The sequence below is a fragment of the Streptococcus sp. SCPM-O-B-15304 (M98) genome (assembly GCF_058200215.1).
Genome location: NZ_JBYQGQ010000006.1, coordinates 1 through 18,021, shown reverse-complemented (window position 1 = coordinate 18,021; position 18,021 = coordinate 1). Strand labels below are relative to the sequence as shown.

Genomic DNA, 18,021 nt, shown 5'->3' with positions numbered 1-18,021 from the left:
TATAGGAGGTAAAAGTCTTGGCTAAACCAACACGTAAACGTCGTGTGAAAAAGAATATCGAATCTGGTATTGCTCATATTCACGCTACATTTAATAACACTATTGTTATGATTACTGATGTGCATGGTAATGCAATTGCTTGGTCATCAGCTGGTGCTCTTGGTTTCAAAGGTTCTCGTAAATCTACACCATTTGCTGCTCAAATGGCTTCTGAAGCTGCTGCTAAATCTGCACAAGAACACGGTCTTAAGTCAGTTGAAGTTACTGTTAAAGGTCCAGGTTCTGGTCGTGAGTCAGCTATTCGTGCTCTTGCTGCCGCTGGTCTTGAAGTAACAGCAATTCGTGATGTGACTCCAGTGCCACACAATGGTGCTCGTCCTCCAAAACGTCGCCGTGTATAATCATAACCTTACACTGCTTTTCGTTTAAGAGGGAGTAACTAAATGATCGAGTTTGAAAAACCAAATATAACAAAAATTGATGAAAATAAAGATTATGGCAAGTTTGTAATCGAACCGCTTGAACGTGGTTACGGTACAACACTTGGTAACTCTCTTCGTCGTGTACTTCTAGCTTCTCTTCCAGGGGCTGCTGTAACATCTATCAATATCGAAGGTGTATTGCATGAATTTGATACAGTTCCGGGTGTTCGCGAAGACGTGATGCAAATCATTCTGAACATCAAAGGTATTGCAGTAAAATCTTACGTTAAAGACGAAAAGATCATTGAACTAGATGTGCAAGGTCCTGCTGAAATTACAGCTGGAGATATCTTGACAGATAGCGACATTGAAATTGTAAATCCAGATCATTATCTCTTTACAATCGGTGAAGGTTCTTCTCTAAAAGCGACAATGACTGTTAACAGTGGTCGTGGATATGTACCTGCTGATGAAAACAAAAAAGATAATGCACCAGTTGGAACACTTGCTGTAGATTCTATTTATACACCAGTTACAAAAGTCAACTATCAAGTTGAACCTGCTCGTGTAGGTAGCAATGATGGTTTCGACAAATTAACCCTTGAAATCTTGACTAATGGAACAATTATTCCAGAAGATGCATTAGGGCTTTCAGCACGTATCTTGACAGAGCACCTTGATTTGTTTACAAATCTTACAGAGATTGCTAAGTCAGCAGAAGTGATGAAAGAAGCTGATACTGAATCGGACGACCGTATCTTGGAACGTACGATTGAGGAACTTGACTTGTCTGTGCGTTCATACAACTGTTTGAAACGTGCCGGTATCAACACTGTGCATGATTTGACAGAAAAATCTGAAGCAGAGATGATGAAAGTAAGAAATCTTGGACGCAAGAGTTTGGAAGAAGTGAAAGTCAAACTCATTGATTTGGGTCTTGGATTAAAAGATAAATAAAGGAGGAATAAATGGCTTACCGTAAACTAGGACGCACTAGCTCACAACGTAAAGCAATGCTTCGCGATTTGACAACTGACCTTTTGATCAACGAATCAATCGTGACAACTGAAGCTCGTGCTAAAGAAATCCGTAAAACTGTTGAAAAAATGATTACTCTAGGTAAACGTGGTGATTTGCATGCACGTCGTCAAGCAGCTGCTTTCGTACGTAATGAAATCGCATCTGAAAACTATGATGAAGCAACTGATAAGTACACTTCTACTACAGCACTTCAAAAATTGTTCTCAGAAATCGCACCTCGTTATGCTGAGCGTAACGGTGGATACACTCGTATCCTTAAAACTGAACCACGTCGTGGTGATGCAGCGCCAATGGCGATCATCGAATTAGTATAAAATCATCAATTTTGTTGAGTGTTATGATGATGGGGTCTTGTGCTCTTAGTCTAGCTCTGGTCTACCGCTAGGACTTATGTCCTAGCGGGAACACTCATCATAAGATGATAAGGTAGACGCTTGTTTACGAAATTGTTTTTTACTAAAGAACAATTTCGTAAGCAGGCGTTTTTGAGTATTTTAGTAAGAAATATGCTATACTATTGAAAAAGAAAATCAACAATGTTCATTTTCTCAAAAATATTCTATAAAGAGCTTATGAGCCAATATATTATCAGTTTCAAGTTCTAAACTAGCGACTTGGTAAAAAATATTAGCCTGGTACAAGATCAACTAAAAGATTTTTTTAGGGTTTCAACTTGGATAATTATTCACTATTAAGTGATTTAGTTACTCTATCCCCCTTTTTCATTTTATTTTTGTCCAAAATGGATATCGTTCTATGTTAGAAACGGAGTTTAATCATGAAAGCTATTATTACTGTTGTTGGTAAAGATAAATCTGGAATTGTTGCAGGTGTTGCGACAAAAATTGCTGAATTAGGCTTAAATATTGATGATATCTCACAAACAGTCTTGGACGAATTCTTTACTATGATGGCTGTGGTATCTAGTGATGAAAAACAAGATTTTACTCATCTTAGAAACGAATTTGAGGTTTTTGGTCAGACTTTGAATGTCAAAATCAATATTCAAAGTGCGGCTATTTTTGATGCTATGTACAATATCTAGGAGGTATTTATGGATATTAGACAAGTTACCGAAACAATCGCAATGATTGAGGAGCAAAACTTCGACATTAGAACCATTACCATGGGGATTTCCCTTTTGGACTGTATCGATCCAGATATCAATCGTGCTGCGGACAAAATATATGAAAAGATTACTACAAAAGCAGCTAATTTAGTGGCTGTTGGAGATGAAATTGCGGCTGAGTTAGGAATTCCTATTGTGAATAAACGTGTGTCAGTAACTCCAATTTCCTTGATTGGTGCTGCTACCGATGCGACGGATTATGTAGTCTTAGCTAAAGCACTGGATAAAGCTGCGAAAAAAATTGGTGTTGACTTCATTGGTGGTTTTTCAGCCTTGGTACAAAAGGGATATCAAAAAGGTGATGAAATCCTCATCAACTCTATTCCTCGTGCCTTAGCAGAAACGGATAAGGTTTGTTCATCAGTAAATATCGGTTCGACTAAATCGGGTATCAATATGACTGCAGTAGCGGATATGGGGCGCATTATCAAGGAAACAGCTTCTTTATCTGATATGGGGGCGGCTAAATTGGTTGTATTTGCTAACGCGGTAGAGGACAATCCCTTTATGGCAGGCGCTTTTCATGGTGTTGGTGAAGCAGATGTCATCATCAATGTAGGTGTTTCTGGTCCAGGTGTCGTTAAACGTGCCTTGGAAAAGGTTCGTGGTCAGAGCTTTGATGTTGTTGCTGAAACTGTTAAAAAGACAGCCTTCAAGATTACCCGCATTGGTCAATTAGTCGGTCAAATGGCTAGTGAGCGACTTGGAGTTGATTTTGGAATTGTCGATCTGAGTTTGGCTCCAACTCCAGCAGTGGGTGATTCTGTAGCCCGTGTCCTTGAGGAAATGGGGTTAGAGACAGTTGGGACTCATGGAACGACTGCTGCCTTGGCTCTCTTGAACGACCAAGTTAAAAAAGGTGGAGTTATGGCTTGCAACCAAGTTGGTGGTTTGTCAGGTGCTTTCATCCCAGTTTCTGAGGACGAGGGGATGATTGCTGCAGTGCAAAACGGCTCCCTTAATTTGGAAAAACTAGAAGCTATGACGGCTATCTGTTCAGTTGGTTTGGATATGATTGCCATTCCTGAAGATACACCTGCAGAAACGATTGCGGCAATGATTGCGGATGAAGCTGCTATCGGAGTCATCAATATGAAAACAACTGCTGTACGTATTATTCCAAAAGGAAAAGAAGGCGATATGATTGAATTTGGTGGCCTTCTAGGAACGGCTCCAGTCATGAAAGTTAACGGTGCCTCGTCTGTCGACTTCATTGCACGTGGAGGACAAATCCCGGCTCCAATCCATAGTTTTAAAAATTAAAAAGAAGTGGAATCTGTTTAAGTTGGATTTAAGGATAGACCTGTATACTACTATCATTAAATAAAGACCTCCTAACTTTATTTAATTAAAATCCTAACTTTTTCATAATAATCTCCTACAAAAGTCACTCTTTGGAGTGACTTTTGTTTTATATCAAGAGAAAATAAAGAAAGTAGCATGTTCAAATTTGTAAATTTGTTCAAAAATAAGATGATTTAAAGGATGAAACTAGTTTTTTTATTCTGTAAAATGGGCTAAAACCTTGCTATGATTGGCTTTTTGAAAAATTATGGTATAATAGTAGTAGTTTTAATAGATGGAGTTGAATTTTGAAAAAACGCTTTCGTGTAAAAAAAGAGAAAGATTTTAGTGCAATATTTAAAAAAGGGGAGAGTTTTGCTAATCGTAAATTTGTTATTTATCGATTAGAAAATAATGAACAGCATTTTCGAGTTGGCCTATCTGTCAGTAAAAAATTAGGAAACGCTGTCACGAGGAATCAGATCAAGAGAAGAATTCGACATATTCTGATTGAACATAAAAATCAGCTGGTTGAAAATGTAGATTTTGTTGTGATTGCTCGAAAAGGTGTTGAAATCTTGGACTACGCGGAAATGGAGAAAAATCTACTTCACGTATTAAAGTTATCAAAGATTTACCAGGAAGGAAATGGGAGTGAAAAAGAAATTACAGTTGACTAGCTTAATGGTGCTTGCTTTATTTGTGATGAGCGCCTGCACGGCTAGTGGTACGACGAGTGAGATTACAGCTGAATCAACAGGTTTTTGGAGTAAATTTGTTTATTTTTTTGCTGAAATCATTCGCTTTTTATCATTTGATACAAGTATTGGTCTGGGGATTATATTATTTACCCTTCTGATTAGAACGATTCTTCTACCAGTCTTTCAGATACAAATGGTGGCATCTAGAAAGATGCAAGAAGTACAACCACTGGTTAAGGAGTTGCGAGAACGTTATCCGGGACGGGATATGGAGAGCCGTACCAAGTTGGACCAAGAAATGCGTCAGTTGTTCAAGCAACATGGTGTCAAACAGTCAGCTTCTCTTTGGCCAATCTTAATCCAAATGCCAGTCTTGTTGGCCTTGTTCCAAGCTTTGAGTAGGGTAGAATTTCTAAAAACGGGTCATTTCTTATGGATTAACCTTGGTGGTGTTGATACGACTTTCGTTTTGCCTATTTTGGCAGCTATCTTTACTTTCCTTAGCACCTGGTTATCCAATAAGGCCATGGTTGAGAAAAATGGCGCCATGACAGGAATGATGTATGCAATGCCAGTCATGATTTTCTTCTTTGCCATGTATTCACCAAGTGGGGTTGCCTTATACTGGGCGGTATCCAATGCTTATCAGGTGCTCCAAACCTATCTGCTCAACAATCCATTCAAGATTATTGCAGAGCGTGAGGCGGGAGTACAGGCTAAGAAGGATTTAGAAATCAAGAAGAGAAAAGCTCTCAAGAAAGCACAGAAAAAGAAAAAGTAAGGAGGAATCTTGTAATGGTATTATTTACAGGTTCAACTGTTGAGGAAGCAATCCAAACGGGATTGAAGGAATTGGGGATTCCTAGAATGAAGGCGCATATTAAGGTTGTCTCAAGGGAGAAAAAAGGTTTCTTTGGCCTTTTTGGGAAGAAACCAGCGCAAGTTGATATCGAAGCAATTAGTGAGACAACTGTTGTGAAGGCAAATCAGCAAGCAGTCAAGGGAGTTCCAAAGGAAGTTAATGCTAAGAACGAACCCGTTAAGACTGTTAGTGAGGCAACAGTAGACTTAGGTCATGTTGTTGAAGCAATCAAGAAAATCGAGGAAGAAGGACAAGGGATCTCTGAAGAGGTTAAGGCCGAAATTCTAAAAAATGAGAAAGAGGCTAGTACAATTTTAGAGGAGACTGGTCATATTGCCATTCTAAAAGATTTACTGCCAGAAGAATCTAAAGAGCAGGAAGAAGTCGAGCAGAATGATGATTTAGAAAATCTAGGTTTGAAGATTGAACCGACCTATGATATTGACCAGGTGGTCGAAGAAGTGACCAACTATGTTCAAGGTATTATTGATGATATGGATGTTGAGGGAGCAATCTCAAGCACTTCAAATCGTCGTTCTATCAATATGCAAATTGATACCAATGAACCGGGCCGTATTATCGGTTACCACGGGAAGGTCTTGAAATCTCTCCAACTTTTAGCACAGAATTATCTCTATAATCGCTATTCAAGAACCTTCTATATTACCATCAATGTTAATGATTATGTAGAACACCGTGCAGAAGTCTTGCAAAGTTATGCACAGAAGTTAGCTACACGTGTCCTAGAAGAGGGGCGTAGTCAGGTGACTGATCCAATGTCTAGCAGCGAACGTAAAATCATCCATCGTATTATTTCACGTATGGAGGGTGTCACTAGTTATTCAGAAGGTGATGAGCCAAATCGTTACGTTGTGGTTGATACAGAATAATCAAAGCAAAATCAGGGGCATCCTGATTTTTTGCTAGCTAAGGGAGGTTGATCCTATGTTGAATACAATGAGAGAATATCTAGCTTACTCTGGTTTACAGTATCAAAAACCCGAGAGGGCAGGTCAAGAAGCTGAAAAAATGCTTTATTTGAGGAGCAAGGGGCAGAAGGCCAGAAAGGCCTTTACACACTTAGCCAAGGCTTTTCAAGAAAGACATCCAGAATGGGATCTCCAAGGGACGAGTCAGTGGATGAATCAAGCCCAACGTTTGCGACCGCATTTCTGGGCCTATCTACAGCGTGAGGGGGAAGTGACAGAACCTATGTTAGCCCTTCGTTTGTATGGAAGCCCTTCTGATTTTGGAGTTTCACTAGAAGTGAGTTTTATTGAGCGTAAGAAGAATGAGCGAACATTAGGCAAACAAGCCAAGGTCCTAGAAGTTCCAGTGGTAGACGGAATTTACTATTTAGTCTACTCAAATGGAGAAAGTCACAAGATGGAGGCTACTGAGGAAAATCGTCAAATTTTAAGAGAAAAATTATCCCATCAGGAAGTCCGCAAAGTTTTAGTTAAATCGGATGTTCCAGTGACAGACAGACAATCTCTAGACAAGTTTTTAGATGAATTAGATAAATCTTTTGAAAAACTATTACCTTACTATCAAGCAACTAGAAATTAGTATAATCGATTGATTCATTTTATAGTAAATTGTTTTATTGCTATTCTAGATATTTTTTCATATAATAGTAAAATAAGATGCGTGATAGACCTATCACCTCAAAGAGAAAGGAAATTCTATGTCAAATCTATCTGTCAATGCGATTCGTTTTCTAGGTATTGACGCCATCAATAAAGCGAACTCAGGTCACCCAGGGGTGGTGATGGGTGCGGCTCCGATGGCTTACAGTCTTTTTACAAAAAATCTCCGTATCAATCCAGCCCAGCCAAACTGGATCAACCGCGACCGCTTTATTCTATCAGCAGGTCATGGTTCAATGCTTCTCTATGCCCTCCTTCACCTTTCTGGTTTTGAAGATGTGAGTATGGATGAGGTGAAGAACTTCCGTCAATGGGGTTCTAAAACACCAGGTCACCCAGAGTTCGGGCATACAGCAGGAGTTGATGCAACAACAGGTCCGTTAGGACAAGGGATTGCAACTGCGACTGGTTTTGCTCAAGCAGAACGCTTCCTTGCAGCTAAGTACAATCGTGAAGGCTACAATATCTTTGACCACTATACTTACGTTATCTGTGGAGACGGAGATTTGATGGAAGGTGTCTCAAGCGAGGCGGCTTCATACGCAGGCTTGCAAAAACTTGATAAGCTGGTTGTTCTTTATGATTCAAATGACATCAACTTGGATGGTGAAACAAAGGATTCCTTTACTGAAAGCGTTCGTGACCGTTACAATGCCTACGGTTGGCATACAGCCTTGGTTGAAGATGGGACAGATTTGGATGCAATCCATGCTGCTATTGAAGAAGCTAAGGCTTCAGGGAAGCCATCTTTGATTGAAGTCAAAACTATCATCGGTCATGGTTCTCCAAACAAACAAGGAACGAATGCCGTACACGGTGCTCCTCTTGGAGCTGATGAAACTGCAGCAACTCGCCAAGCACTTGGTTGGGACTACGAACCGTTTGAAATTCCAGCAGAAGTATACGCAGACTTTAAAGAGAATGTTGCAGACCGTGGTGCTTCAGCCTATGAAGCGTGGGCAAAACTAGTTGCAGATTATAAAGAAGCTCACCCAGAACTTGCTACAGAAGTGGAAGCAATCATCGAAGGACGCGATCCAGTTGAATTGACGCCAGAAGACTTCCCAGCTTTAGAAAATGGCTTCTCTCAAGCAACTCGTAACTCAAGCCAGGATGCCTTGAATGTTGTGGCTGCTAAATTGCCAACCTTCCTTGGTGGATCAGCTGACCTCGCTCATTCAAATATGACTTACATCAAAACTGATGGGCTTCAAGATGATGCAAATCGCTTGAATCGTAACATCCAGTTCGGTGTTCGTGAATTTGCAATGGGTACCGTTTTGAACGGAATGGCTCTTCACGGTGGACTTCGTGTTTACGGAGGGACTTTCTTCGTATTCTCAGATTACCTTAAAGCAGCAGTTCGATTGTCAGCTTTACAAGGTCTTCCAGTTACTTACGTCTTCACTCACGATTCAATCGCAGTTGGTGAAGATGGTCCAACTCATGAACCAATTGAGCACTTGGCAGGTCTTCGTGCGATTCCAAACCTTAATGTTTTCCGTCCAGCAGATGCACGTGAAACACAAGCAACTTGGTATCAAGCAGTTAAGAGCGAGAAAACACCGACTGTTCTTGTCTTGACTCGTCAAAACTTGACTGTTGAGGAAGGAACAGACTTTGATAAGGTTGCGAAAGGTGCTTATGTCGTTTATGAAAATGCAGCAGACTTTGACACGATTTTGATTGCAACAGGTTCAGAGGTAAACCTAGCTGTTGCAGCTGCTAAAGAATTGGCAAGTCAAGGTGGTAAGGTGCGCGTGGTTAGCATGCCATCTACAGACGTCTTTGATGCGCAAGATGCAGCTTACAAAGAAGAAATCCTACCAAATGCAGTTCGTCGTCGTGTAGCAGTTGAAATGGGAGCAACTCAAAACTGGTATAAATACGTTGGTCTTGATGGAGCGGTTCTTGGTATTGATACCTTTGGAGCCTCTGCCCCAGCACCAAAAGTTTTAGCAGAGTTTGGCTTTACAGTTGAAAACCTTGTAGAACTTGTAAAGAACTTGAAATAATCTAGAGGCATATTGCTAAAAAAGTCGAGGTTGGGAATTTTTGTCCCAGCCTCTTTCTTGATATAAAAGCATGGCCTAATCTTGTAAAAACACGTAAAATTTGTTATAGTAGTTTTATCTGAATTACAAAGGAGTAAAAATAATGGGTGGGAATTTAACATTTTTAATTATGCTTGTCTTGATGTTGGGCTTGATGTTCTTCATGCAACGTTCTCAAAAGAAACAAGCGGAAAAGCGTATGGAGAGCCTCAATAAGCTTCAAAAAGGCTACGAAGTAATCACTATCGGTGGTCTCTACGGTACAGTCGACGAAGTTGATACTGAAAACAAAACGATTGTACTTGATGTAGACGGAGTATACTTGACTTTCGAATTAGGTGCAATTAGAACAGTTTTGCCAGTCAAAGAAGCTGTCACACCTGAAGGTGCAGTTATCGAAGAAGGCAGTGCTATTGAAGAATAAAACGGGGTGGAATGCATTCCCGTTTTTCTATAAATGAGAGGAACAATGATGAAAAAAGTTGTCTTTGTCTGTCTTGGCAATATTTGTCGTAGTCCTATGGCGGAATTTGTAATGAAATCCCTGACCGATAAATATGAGATTCAAAGTCGAGCGACTTCTTCCTGGGAACACGGTAATCCAATCCACAAAGGGACGCAAGGCATCTTTCGAAGTCATGGCGTTCCTTATGATACTTCAAAAACTTCCCAACAAATTTCTAAAAAAGATTTTGAGTATTTTGACTATATCATTGGGATGGATGAGTCTAATCTCGCTGATTTGCGTCAGATGTGTCCACAAGAACAACAATACAAGATACAGCCTTTTGCATCTGAAAGCGTTCCAGATCCCTGGTATACAGGTGATTTTGAAGAAACTTATGACCGAGTTTTAACTGGTTGCCAGGCTTGGTTAAGTCGCTTAGAAAATGAGAGTGAACATGGAAAATTTAAAACAACTCTATGAAAAATATAGTGTCTATTTAACACGTCCCCGTTTAGAAATTGCGACAGTGATTGTCATTATTGTCTGTGCAGGTCTCGTATTTCTGACCAATCTTCCAAAACAGGGCGTTCTTAAGCTGGATAACGATGCTATTATTTATGACGGGAGCCTAGTTCGTGGTAAGATGAATGGTCAGGGCACTGTTACCTTCTCAAACGGTGATACCTATACTGGAGAATTTAGCAATGGTGCCTTCAATGGTAAAGGTACCTACCAAGCTAAAGCAGGTTGGTTATATGAGGGAGACTTTGTAAATGGCCAAGCTGAAGGAAAAGGAAAACTGACTACCGAACAAGAAGTAGTCTATGAAGGGGACTTCAAACAAGGTTTATTTCAACAAGCACAATAACCTCCTCCTAGAAGGAGGTATTCTTTCAGAACAACAGAAAGCGCTTACATGGAAATAAAAACGGCTTACAAGACTCTTTTACAACTAAGTTTGTGAAAAATAAAACTTTTATGGAATAATTCACAAACTTTAAGTGAAAAAGTGCATGTGTGGGTATATTTGAAATTGTTTTCACAAGCAAATAAAAAAAGTTTGTGAAATGTCTATGAAACTGTTTACAAACGTTTAAAAAAGAGTTATAATAAACTTGTGAAAAAATTAACAAAGGACTTACAATCCTTGAAAGCTATGGAGGAAAATATGGCTGATAAAAAAACTGTAACACCAGAAGAAAAGAAACTCGCTGCTGAAAAGCATGTCGATGGTTTGGTGCAAAAAGCTTTAGTTGCCCTTGAAGAAATGCGTAAACTTGACCAAGATCAAGTCGATTATATCGTAGCAAAAGCTTCAGTTGCAGCACTTGATGCTCACGGAGAATTGGCTTTACATGCGTTTGAAGAAACAGGACGTGGAGTATTTGAAGATAAAGCAACTAAAAACCTATTTGCTTGTGAGCACGTAGTAAACAACATGCGCCACACTAAAACAGTTGGTGTTATCGAAGAAGATGATGTAACAGGATTGACTCTTATCGCTGAACCAGTTGGTGTTGTTTGTGGGATCACTCCAACAACAAACCCTACTTCAACAGCAATCTTTAAAGCGTTGATTTCATTGAAGACTCGTAATCCTATTGTCTTTGCATTCCACCCATCAGCTCAAGAATCATCAGCTCACGCAGCTCAAATCGTGCGTGATGCAGCTATTAAAGCAGGTGCTCCTGAAAACTGTGTACAGTGGATTACTGAACCATCTATGGAAGCAACTAGTGCATTGATGAACCACGAAGGTATTGCAACTATCCTTGCAACAGGTGGTAATGCCATGGTTAAAGCGGCATACTCATGTGGTAAACCAGCTCTTGGGGTAGGTGCCGGAAATGTTCCAGCTTATGTTGAAAAATCAGCTAACATCCGCCAAGCTGCTCACGATATCGTAATGTCTAAATCATTTGACAACGGTATGGTCTGTGCATCTGAACAAGCGGTTATCATTGATAAAGAAATTTACGATGAATTTGTAGCAGAGTTCAAATCTTACCACACTTACTTTGTAAACAAAAAAGAAAAAGCTCTTCTTGAAGAGTTCTGCTTCGGAGTGAAAGCAAACAGCAAAAACTGTGCTGGTGCAAAATTGAACGCTGACATCGTTGGTAAACCAGCAACTTGGATTGCAGAACAAGCAGGATTTACTGTTCCAGAAGGAACAAACATTCTTGCTGCAGAATGTAAAGAAGTTGGTGAAAACGAGCCATTGACTCGTGAAAAATTGTCACCAGTTATCGCAGTTTTGAAATCTGAAAGTCGTGAAGATGGTATTGCCAAAGCTCGTCAAATGGTTGAATTTAACGGTCTTGGGCACTCAGCTGCCATCCATACTGCTGATGAAGAATTGACTAAAGAATTTGGTAAAGCTGTTAAAGCTATTCGTGTTATCTGTAACTCACCTTCTACTTTCGGTGGTATCGGGGACGTTTACAATGCCTTCTTGCCATCATTGACACTCGGATGTGGTTCTTACGGACGTAACTCAGTTGGGGATAACGTTAGCGCCATTAACCTCTTGAACATCAAAAAAGTCGGAAGACGGAGAAATAACATGCAATGGATGAAACTTCCTTCAAAAACATACTTTGAACGTGATTCAATTCAATACCTTCAAAAATGTCGTGACGTTGAGCGTGTCATGATCGTTACTGACCATGCTATGGTAGAGCTTGGTTTCCTTGATCGTATCATCGAACAACTTGACCTTCGTCGCAATAAGGTTGTTTACCAAATCTTTGCAGATGTAGAACCAGATCCAGATATCACTACAGTTGAACGTGGTACTGAGATTATGCGCTCTTTCAAACCAGATACAATCATCGCTCTTGGTGGTGGATCACCAATGGATGCTGCTAAAGTTATGTGGCTCTTCTACGAGCAACCAGAAGTGGACTTCCGTGACCTTGTACAAAAATTCATGGATATCCGTAAACGTGCCTTCAAATTCCCATTGCTTGGTAAGAAGACTAAATTCATCGCGATCCCAACTACATCTGGTACAGGATCTGAAGTAACTCCATTTGCCGTTATCTCTGATAAAGCAAACAACCGTAAATACCCAATCGCTGACTACTCATTGACACCAACTGTGGCAATCGTAGACCCTGCCTTGGTATTGACAGTGCCTGGATTTGTTGCTGCTGATACTGGTATGGACGTATTGACTCACGCAACTGAAGCATACGTATCGCAAATGGCTAGCGACTATACTGACGGACTTGCTCTTCAAGCCATCAAACTTGTATTCGAAAACCTTGAAAGCTCAGTTAAGAATGCAGACTTCCACTCACGTGAGAAAATGCATAACGCTTCAACAATCGCTGGTATGGCCTTTGCCAATGCCTTCCTAGGTATTTCTCACTCAATGGCCCATAAGATTGGTGCGCAATTCCACACAATCCATGGTCGTACAAATGCAATCTTGCTTCCATACGTTATCCGTTACAACGGTACTCGCCCAGCTAAGACAGCTACATGGCCTAAGTACAACTACTACCGTGCAGACGAGAAATATCAAGATATCGCTCGTATGCTTGGACTTCCAGCTTCTACACCAGAAGAAGGGGTTGAATCTTTTGCAAAAGCTGTTTACGAACTCGGTGAGCGCGTAGGTATCGAAATGAACTTCAAAGCACAAGGTGTTGACGAAAAAGAATGGAAAGAACATTCACGTGAGTTGGCCTTCCTTGCTTATGAAGACCAATGTTCACCTGCAAACCCACGTCTTCCAATGGTTGACCATATGCAAGAAATCATCGAAGATGCTTACTATGGTTACAAAGAAAGACCAGGACGCCGTAAATAATTAATTAATTATCAGCCAAAACCGAGGGTAAACCTCGGTTTTTTATGCTTAGAGAATATGTTTTTATTAAGAAATGCATAGAATTGGAGTAGGCTGCAAGGCTAAGTAAAGAAATGAAAATATTGCCAAAGCTTATCAGAAAAACAAGGCCAGCGCTTGCAATTAAACTCAAATAGTTATATAATAGGTATGTTGAAAGGTGATTTGTAGTGATTCAAGTTACTCTTTTCACAATAAAATTTTCATGATTTTCATAAGGAGGAAATCACTAATGGTAGTTAAAGTTGGTATTAACGGTTTCGGACGTATCGGTCGTCTTGCTTTCCGCCGTATCCAAAACGTAGAAGGTGTTGAAGTTACTCGCATCAACGACCTTACAGATCCAGTTATGCTTGCACACTTGTTGAAATATGACACAACTCAAGGTCGTTTCGACGGAACTGTGGAAGTTAAAGAAGGTGGATTTGAAGTTAACGGTAAATTCATCCGTGTTTCTGCTGAACGTGATCCAGAACAAATCGACTGGGCTAACGACGGTGTAGAAATCGTTCTTGAAGCTACTGGTTTCTTTGCTAAGAAAGCAGCTGCTGAAAAACACTTGCACCCAGGTGGAGCTAAGAAAGTTGTTATCACTGCTCCTGGTGGAAACGACGTTAAAACAGTTGTATTCAACACTAACCACGATGTTCTTGATGGTACTGAAACAGTTATCTCAGGTGCTTCATGTACTACAAACTGCTTGGCTCCAATGGCTAAAGCTCTTCAAGACAACTTTGGTGTTGTAGAAGGATTGATGACTACTATCCACGCTTACACTGGTGACCAAATGATCCTTGACGGACCACACCGTGGTGGTGACCTTCGTCGTGCTCGCGCTGGTGCAGCAAACATCGTTCCTAACTCAACTGGTGCTGCTAAAGCTATCGGTCTTGTAATCCCAGAATTGAACGGTAAACTTGACGGATCTGCACAACGTGTTCCAACTCCAACTGGATCAGTTACTGAATTGGTAGCTGTTCTTGAAAAGAACGTTACTGTTGATGAAGTGAACGCAGCTATGAAAGCAGCTTCAAACGAATCATACGGTTACACAGAAGATCCAATCGTATCTTCAGATATCGTAGGTATGTCTTACGGATCATTGTTTGACGCAACTCAAACTAAAGTTCTTGACGTTGACGGTAAACAATTGGTTAAAGTTGTTTCATGGTACGACAACGAAATGTCATACACTGCACAACTTGTACGTACTCTTGAATACTTCGCTAAAATTGCTAAATAATTCTTGAGTTGATAAAAGCAAGGCTAACTGGTCTTGCTTTTTTTGTATCTATAAGAAAAAATGGATGATAGTGTCATCCATTTTGGTTTAATTCTCTTTCAAATGTGTCTGATAGCGCAGTAAAGCTTAATTTGTTTAAGGTCAGAGGATGGACAAAGGAAAGTTTAAATGCATGAAGCATTAGTCTCTTAGTTTTTGAGTGTGGATTGTAGAGCGGGTCTCCTAGGATTGGATGTCCGTGGTGAGATAGATGAACCCGAATCTGATGAGTTCGCCCTGTTTTTAATCGACAACGAACGAGACTAGTTTTGTTTTGAAATTGTTTCAATCGAGTTACATGAGTTTCGGCATATTGACCATTTTTTTGATCCACAACTCGTTTTCTACGATCGTGACGATCGCGACCGATTTTGTCTCGAAAGACAAGCTCTTTAGTTCCTATTTTTCCCTCAACCAGAGCCCAGTATTCGCGGGAGATTTCTTTTTTCTCCAATAATCGATTGAGGATGGGCAGTATAAATGGATTTTTAGCAAATAGTACGAGTCCACTTGTTTCTTTGTCTAGTCTATGAACGACATAGCAAGTTTGACCTACATAGGCGCTGACATGGTTGAGAAGAGCAATCTCATCTGGTTGATTCCCGTGAGTCTTCATACCTTCAGGTTTGTTAACGATAATCAAATGTTGGTCTTGGTAGACTTCTTGGACAAGATTAGGATTCCCCCAAACAATTTCTTTTGTAGGATAATCTTCCTCATCGAAAATCAGTTGACATTCATCTCCGGCTTTGACAGTTTGATGCCAGTGGACTTCTTCTTGATTGATGAGAATGTGCTTTTTAATTCTCAAGAAATGCCGTATTTTTCTCGGAATGAGTAGTTGCTCCTCCAAGAAGATTTTGACAGTCATTTCAGGAAGAGAATCAGGGATAACAAAGGTAAATTTCATACAGATATTGTAACAAAAAATAGATTATTTGGATAGGGAAACTAGCTAAATTCTTGTCTTCCTAAGGGGAAGATGATAAAATAAACGCATGAAATTAGATACATTATTTGAAAAGTTTCTTTCTTTATTTAAAAAAGAAGAATCTGAAATGGCAGAAATAGAAATCGATGAAGTTAATAATGAAGAAAATACCTCGACTAATTTAAGAAGGTCAAGAGGTGGGCGAAAGAAAACTGGGCAAGTTGGACCTATTCGAAAATTTTGGCGTCGCTATCATTTGACCAAAATCTTTCTAATTCTTGGACTAAGTGTAAGCTTGTTTGTTGGGGTTTATCTATTTGCCTTGGCTAAATCGACAAATGTTACAGACTTGCAGAATGCTTTGAAAACACGAACGGTGATTTTTGATAGAGAAGAGAATGAGGCTGGTGCCTTGTCAGGCCAAAAAGGAACCTACGTTGAGCTCTCGGAAATTAGTGAAGATTTGCAGAATGCTGTTATTGCGACAGAAGATAGAAGCTTCTATAAAAATAGTGGAATTAACTATGGTCGTTTTTTCCTAGCTATCCTAACAGCTGGTCGCTCGGGTGGTGGATCTACAATTACTCAACAGTTGGCGAAAAATGCTTATCTTTCACAAGATCAAACTGTGCAGAGAAAGGCCAAAGAATTCTTTCTTGCTTTAGAATTAACCAAAAAATACAGTAAAAAAGAAATTCTAACCATGTATTTGAACAATGCCTACTTTGGTAATGGAGTTTGGGGTGTTGAGGATGCTAGTAAAAAGTACTTTGGAGTTTCGGCATCGGAATTAACTCTTGATGAAGCCGCCACTTTAGCAGGTATGCTTAAAGGCCCAGAATTGTACAATCCTCTGAATTCCATTGAGCATTCAACTAATCGAAGAGATACTGTCTTGCAAAATATGGTGGCTTCAGGCTACCTTGATAAAAATAAGGAAGCAGAAGCAGCAAGTGTTGATATGGCTTCTCAATTGAAAGATAGTTATGAAGGGAAAATATCAGACTACCGTTATCCTTCTTATTTTGATGCAGTTGTTAATGAAGCTATTGAAAAGTATAATCTAACAGAGGAAGAAATCGTTAATAACGGTTATCGAATTTATACGGAGCTAGATCAAAATTACCAAGCAAATATGCAGGTTATCTACCAAAATACTTCTCTCTTCCCGACAGCTGAAGATGGAACACATGCAGAGTCTGGTAGTGTCGCATTAGAACCAAAAACAGGTGGAGTTCGAGGAGTTGTTGGTCGAGTGGCCGGGGATGATAAAACAGGTTTCAGAAATTTTAACTATGCAACCCAATCCAAAAGAAGCCCAGGGTCGACTATTAAACCCTTGATAGTGTACACACCAGCGGTTGAAGCGGGTTGGTCTCTTAATAAGGAGTTGGATAATCATACCATGCAATATGGTGATTATAAAGTAGACAACTACGCAGGAATCAAGACATCACGAGAAGTACCCATGTATCAAGCTTTGGCTAAATCTCTAAATTTACCTGCAGTAGCTACTGTTAAAGAACTTGGAATTGATAAAGCCTTTGAAGCGGGTGAAAAGTTTGGTCTCAACATGAGCGATGTAGATCGTGTGCTTGGAGTAGCTTTAGGTGGTGGCGTAGAAACGAACCCTCTTCAGATGGCCCAAGCCTACGCAGTGTTTGCAAATGAAGGACTCATGCCGGATGCTCACTTTATCACCCGTATTGAAAATGCTAGTGGTCAAGTGATTGCTACTCATAAAAATACTCAAAAACGAGTGGTTGACAAATCGGTAGCTGATAAAATGACCAGTATGATGTTAGGTACTTTTACAAATGGTACAGGAGTCAGTTCGTCTCCAGATGATTATGTCATGGCTGGAAAAACAGGAACAACAGAGGCAGCCTTTAACCCAGAATATACCAGTGATCAATGGGTGATTGGCTATACCCCTGATTTAGTGATTAGTCACTGGCTTGGTTTCCCTACTACTGATGAAAATCACTATTTAGCAGGTTCAACTTCGAATGGTGCTGCTCACATTTTTAGAAGTATGGCGGAAACAATCCTACCATATACGCCAGGTAGCACCTTTACAGTTGAAAATGCTTATAAAATGAATGGTATTGCACCAGAAAATACACCTAAACAAACTACAAGTGATACTAGTACGCAGTCGGATGATATATTAGCAGATATTCGTGGACGAGCACAAAATCTGGTCGATGAAGCAGGAAAAGCTATTTCAGATGCTAAAATTAAAGAAAAGGCTCAGACTGTATGGGATACCATTGTAGATCTCTTTCGCTAATACGTTTATAAGCTAAAAGACAAGGATTCAAATCTTTGTCTTTTTTACCCTCACTTGTCAGTATTC

General features: G+C 40.0%; 17 protein-coding genes. 16 read left to right on the top strand and 1 reads right to left on the bottom strand.

Annotated elements, in window-relative coordinates; all coding sequences use genetic code 11:
• The first annotated feature begins 17 nt into the window (after positions 1 to 17).
• The 15 genes from rpsK to gap all read left to right on the top strand — a co-directional run bounded on the left by rpsK (position 18) and on the right by gap (position 14,692).
• On the top strand, positions 18 to 401 hold the full coding sequence (gene rpsK / locus AC3E7H_RS04845) for a 30S ribosomal protein S11 (protein ID WP_001118385.1): 384 nt from the start codon (positions 18 to 20) through the stop codon (positions 399 to 401).
• Positions 402 to 443: 42 nt separating this feature from the next.
• Positions 444 to 1,379 carry a DNA-directed RNA polymerase subunit alpha gene (locus tag AC3E7H_RS04840; protein ID WP_000568996.1) on the top strand — a complete coding sequence of 312 codons (936 nt, stop codon included), beginning with the start codon at positions 444 to 446 and terminating at the stop codon, positions 1,377 to 1,379.
• Positions 1,380 to 1,390: 11 nt separating this feature from the next.
• Positions 1,391 to 1,777 (top strand): 50S ribosomal protein L17, encoded by a 387-nt coding sequence (gene rplQ, locus AC3E7H_RS04835; protein ID WP_000331493.1) that lies wholly within the window; start codon positions 1,391 to 1,393, stop codon positions 1,775 to 1,777.
• A 464-nt stretch (positions 1,778 to 2,241) separates the two neighbouring features.
• Positions 2,242 to 2,508 carry an ACT domain-containing protein gene (locus AC3E7H_RS04830; protein ID WP_000644115.1) on the top strand — a complete coding sequence of 89 codons (267 nt, stop codon included), beginning with the start codon at positions 2,242 to 2,244 and terminating at the stop codon, positions 2,506 to 2,508.
• Positions 2,509 to 2,517: 9 nt separating this feature from the next.
• Positions 2,518 to 3,855 (top strand): PFL family protein, encoded by a 1,338-nt coding sequence (locus AC3E7H_RS04825; RefSeq protein ID WP_045762468.1) that lies wholly within the window; start codon positions 2,518 to 2,520, stop codon positions 3,853 to 3,855.
• A 329-nt stretch (positions 3,856 to 4,184) separates the two neighbouring features.
• Positions 4,185 to 4,556 (top strand): ribonuclease P protein component, encoded by a 372-nt coding sequence (gene rnpA / locus AC3E7H_RS04820; RefSeq protein ID WP_045762469.1) that lies wholly within the window; start codon positions 4,185 to 4,187, stop codon positions 4,554 to 4,556.
• Complete coding sequence (locus tag AC3E7H_RS04815) at positions 4,531 to 5,358, top strand: YidC/Oxa1 family membrane protein insertase (RefSeq protein ID WP_248035756.1); 828 nt, start codon at positions 4,531 to 4,533, stop codon at positions 5,356 to 5,358. Before rnpA ends, AC3E7H_RS04815 begins: the two co-directional genes overlap by 26 nt.
• Before the next feature lie 14 nt (positions 5,359 to 5,372).
• Complete coding sequence (gene jag / locus AC3E7H_RS04810) at positions 5,373 to 6,329, top strand: RNA-binding cell elongation regulator Jag/EloR (protein WP_049504883.1); 957 nt, start codon at positions 5,373 to 5,375, stop codon at positions 6,327 to 6,329.
• A 55-nt stretch (positions 6,330 to 6,384) separates the two neighbouring features.
• Positions 6,385 to 7,008, top strand: coding sequence for an HI_0552 family protein (locus AC3E7H_RS04805; RefSeq protein WP_490676202.1), 624 nt, complete (start codon positions 6,385 to 6,387; stop codon positions 7,006 to 7,008).
• A gap of 118 nt (positions 7,009 to 7,126) precedes the next feature.
• Complete coding sequence (gene tkt / locus AC3E7H_RS04800) at positions 7,127 to 9,103, top strand: transketolase (RefSeq protein WP_490676201.1); 1,977 nt, start codon at positions 7,127 to 7,129, stop codon at positions 9,101 to 9,103.
• Between the two features lie 142 nt (positions 9,104 to 9,245).
• Positions 9,246 to 9,566: a preprotein translocase subunit YajC gene (gene yajC, locus AC3E7H_RS04795; protein ID WP_049504890.1), complete on the top strand. Its 321-nt coding sequence runs from the start codon at positions 9,246 to 9,248 to the stop codon at positions 9,564 to 9,566.
• A 48-nt stretch (positions 9,567 to 9,614) separates the two neighbouring features.
• Positions 9,615 to 10,070, top strand: a complete 456-nt coding sequence (locus tag AC3E7H_RS04790) for a low molecular weight protein-tyrosine-phosphatase (RefSeq protein WP_025171293.1) — start codon at positions 9,615 to 9,617, stop codon at positions 10,068 to 10,070.
• On the top strand, positions 10,045 to 10,458 hold the full coding sequence (locus tag AC3E7H_RS04785) for an MORN repeat-containing protein (protein WP_000429327.1): 414 nt from the start codon (positions 10,045 to 10,047) through the stop codon (positions 10,456 to 10,458). Before AC3E7H_RS04790 ends, AC3E7H_RS04785 begins: the two co-directional genes overlap by 26 nt.
• 300 nt (positions 10,459 to 10,758) lie before the next feature.
• The gene (adhE, locus tag AC3E7H_RS04780) at positions 10,759 to 13,410 is read left to right on the top strand and encodes a bifunctional acetaldehyde-CoA/alcohol dehydrogenase (protein WP_000763948.1); all 2,652 of its coding nucleotides are present in this window, start codon (positions 10,759 to 10,761) and stop codon (positions 13,408 to 13,410) included.
• Positions 13,411 to 13,681: 271 nt separating this feature from the next.
• Positions 13,682 to 14,692, top strand: a complete 1,011-nt coding sequence (gap, locus tag AC3E7H_RS04775; protein ID WP_000260668.1) for a type I glyceraldehyde-3-phosphate dehydrogenase — start codon at positions 13,682 to 13,684, stop codon at positions 14,690 to 14,692.
• A gap of 73 nt (positions 14,693 to 14,765) precedes the next feature.
• On the opposite strand, the gene AC3E7H_RS04770 is transcribed toward gap, so the two are convergent.
• Positions 14,766 to 15,641 carry an RluA family pseudouridine synthase gene (locus tag AC3E7H_RS04770; protein ID WP_490676200.1) on the bottom strand — a complete coding sequence of 292 codons (876 nt, stop codon included), beginning with the start codon at positions 15,639 to 15,641 and terminating at the stop codon, positions 14,766 to 14,768.
• 88 nt (positions 15,642 to 15,729) lie between these two features.
• Here AC3E7H_RS04770 and pbp2a point away from each other — a divergent pair, with 88 nt between their 5' ends.
• Positions 15,730 to 17,955, top strand: coding sequence for a penicillin-binding protein PBP2A (gene pbp2a / locus AC3E7H_RS04765; RefSeq protein ID WP_490676199.1), 2,226 nt, complete (start codon positions 15,730 to 15,732; stop codon positions 17,953 to 17,955).
• Positions 17,956 to 18,021 lie beyond the last annotated feature (66 nt).

Excerpts from the sequence above, each read along its gene's own strand:
- tkt (WP_490676201.1), top strand. The coding sequence starts at position 7,127 with ATGTCAAATCTATCTGTCAATGCGATTCGTTTTCTAGGTATTGACGCC.
- gap (WP_000260668.1), top strand. The coding sequence starts at position 13,682 with ATGGTAGTTAAAGTTGGTATTAACGGTTTCGGACGTATCGGTCGTCTT.
- AC3E7H_RS04770 (WP_490676200.1), bottom strand. The coding sequence starts at position 15,641 with ATGAAATTTACCTTTGTTATCCCTGATTCTCTTCCTGAAATGACTGTC.
- AC3E7H_RS04785 (WP_000429327.1), top strand. The coding sequence starts at position 10,045 with ATGGAAAATTTAAAACAACTCTATGAAAAATATAGTGTCTATTTAACA.
- jag (WP_049504883.1), top strand. The coding sequence starts at position 5,373 with ATGGTATTATTTACAGGTTCAACTGTTGAGGAAGCAATCCAAACGGGA.
- adhE (WP_000763948.1), top strand. The coding sequence starts at position 10,759 with ATGGCTGATAAAAAAACTGTAACACCAGAAGAAAAGAAACTCGCTGCT.
- pbp2a (WP_490676199.1), top strand. The coding sequence starts at position 15,730 with ATGAAATTAGATACATTATTTGAAAAGTTTCTTTCTTTATTTAAAAAA.
- AC3E7H_RS04825 (WP_045762468.1), top strand. The coding sequence starts at position 2,518 with ATGGATATTAGACAAGTTACCGAAACAATCGCAATGATTGAGGAGCAA.
- yajC (WP_049504890.1), top strand. The coding sequence starts at position 9,246 with ATGGGTGGGAATTTAACATTTTTAATTATGCTTGTCTTGATGTTGGGC.
- rplQ (WP_000331493.1), top strand. The coding sequence starts at position 1,391 with ATGGCTTACCGTAAACTAGGACGCACTAGCTCACAACGTAAAGCAATG.
- AC3E7H_RS04805 (WP_490676202.1), top strand. The coding sequence starts at position 6,385 with ATGTTGAATACAATGAGAGAATATCTAGCTTACTCTGGTTTACAGTAT.
- AC3E7H_RS04830 (WP_000644115.1), top strand. The coding sequence starts at position 2,242 with ATGAAAGCTATTATTACTGTTGTTGGTAAAGATAAATCTGGAATTGTT.
- AC3E7H_RS04840 (WP_000568996.1), top strand. The coding sequence starts at position 444 with ATGATCGAGTTTGAAAAACCAAATATAACAAAAATTGATGAAAATAAA.
- AC3E7H_RS04790 (WP_025171293.1), top strand. The coding sequence starts at position 9,615 with ATGAAAAAAGTTGTCTTTGTCTGTCTTGGCAATATTTGTCGTAGTCCT.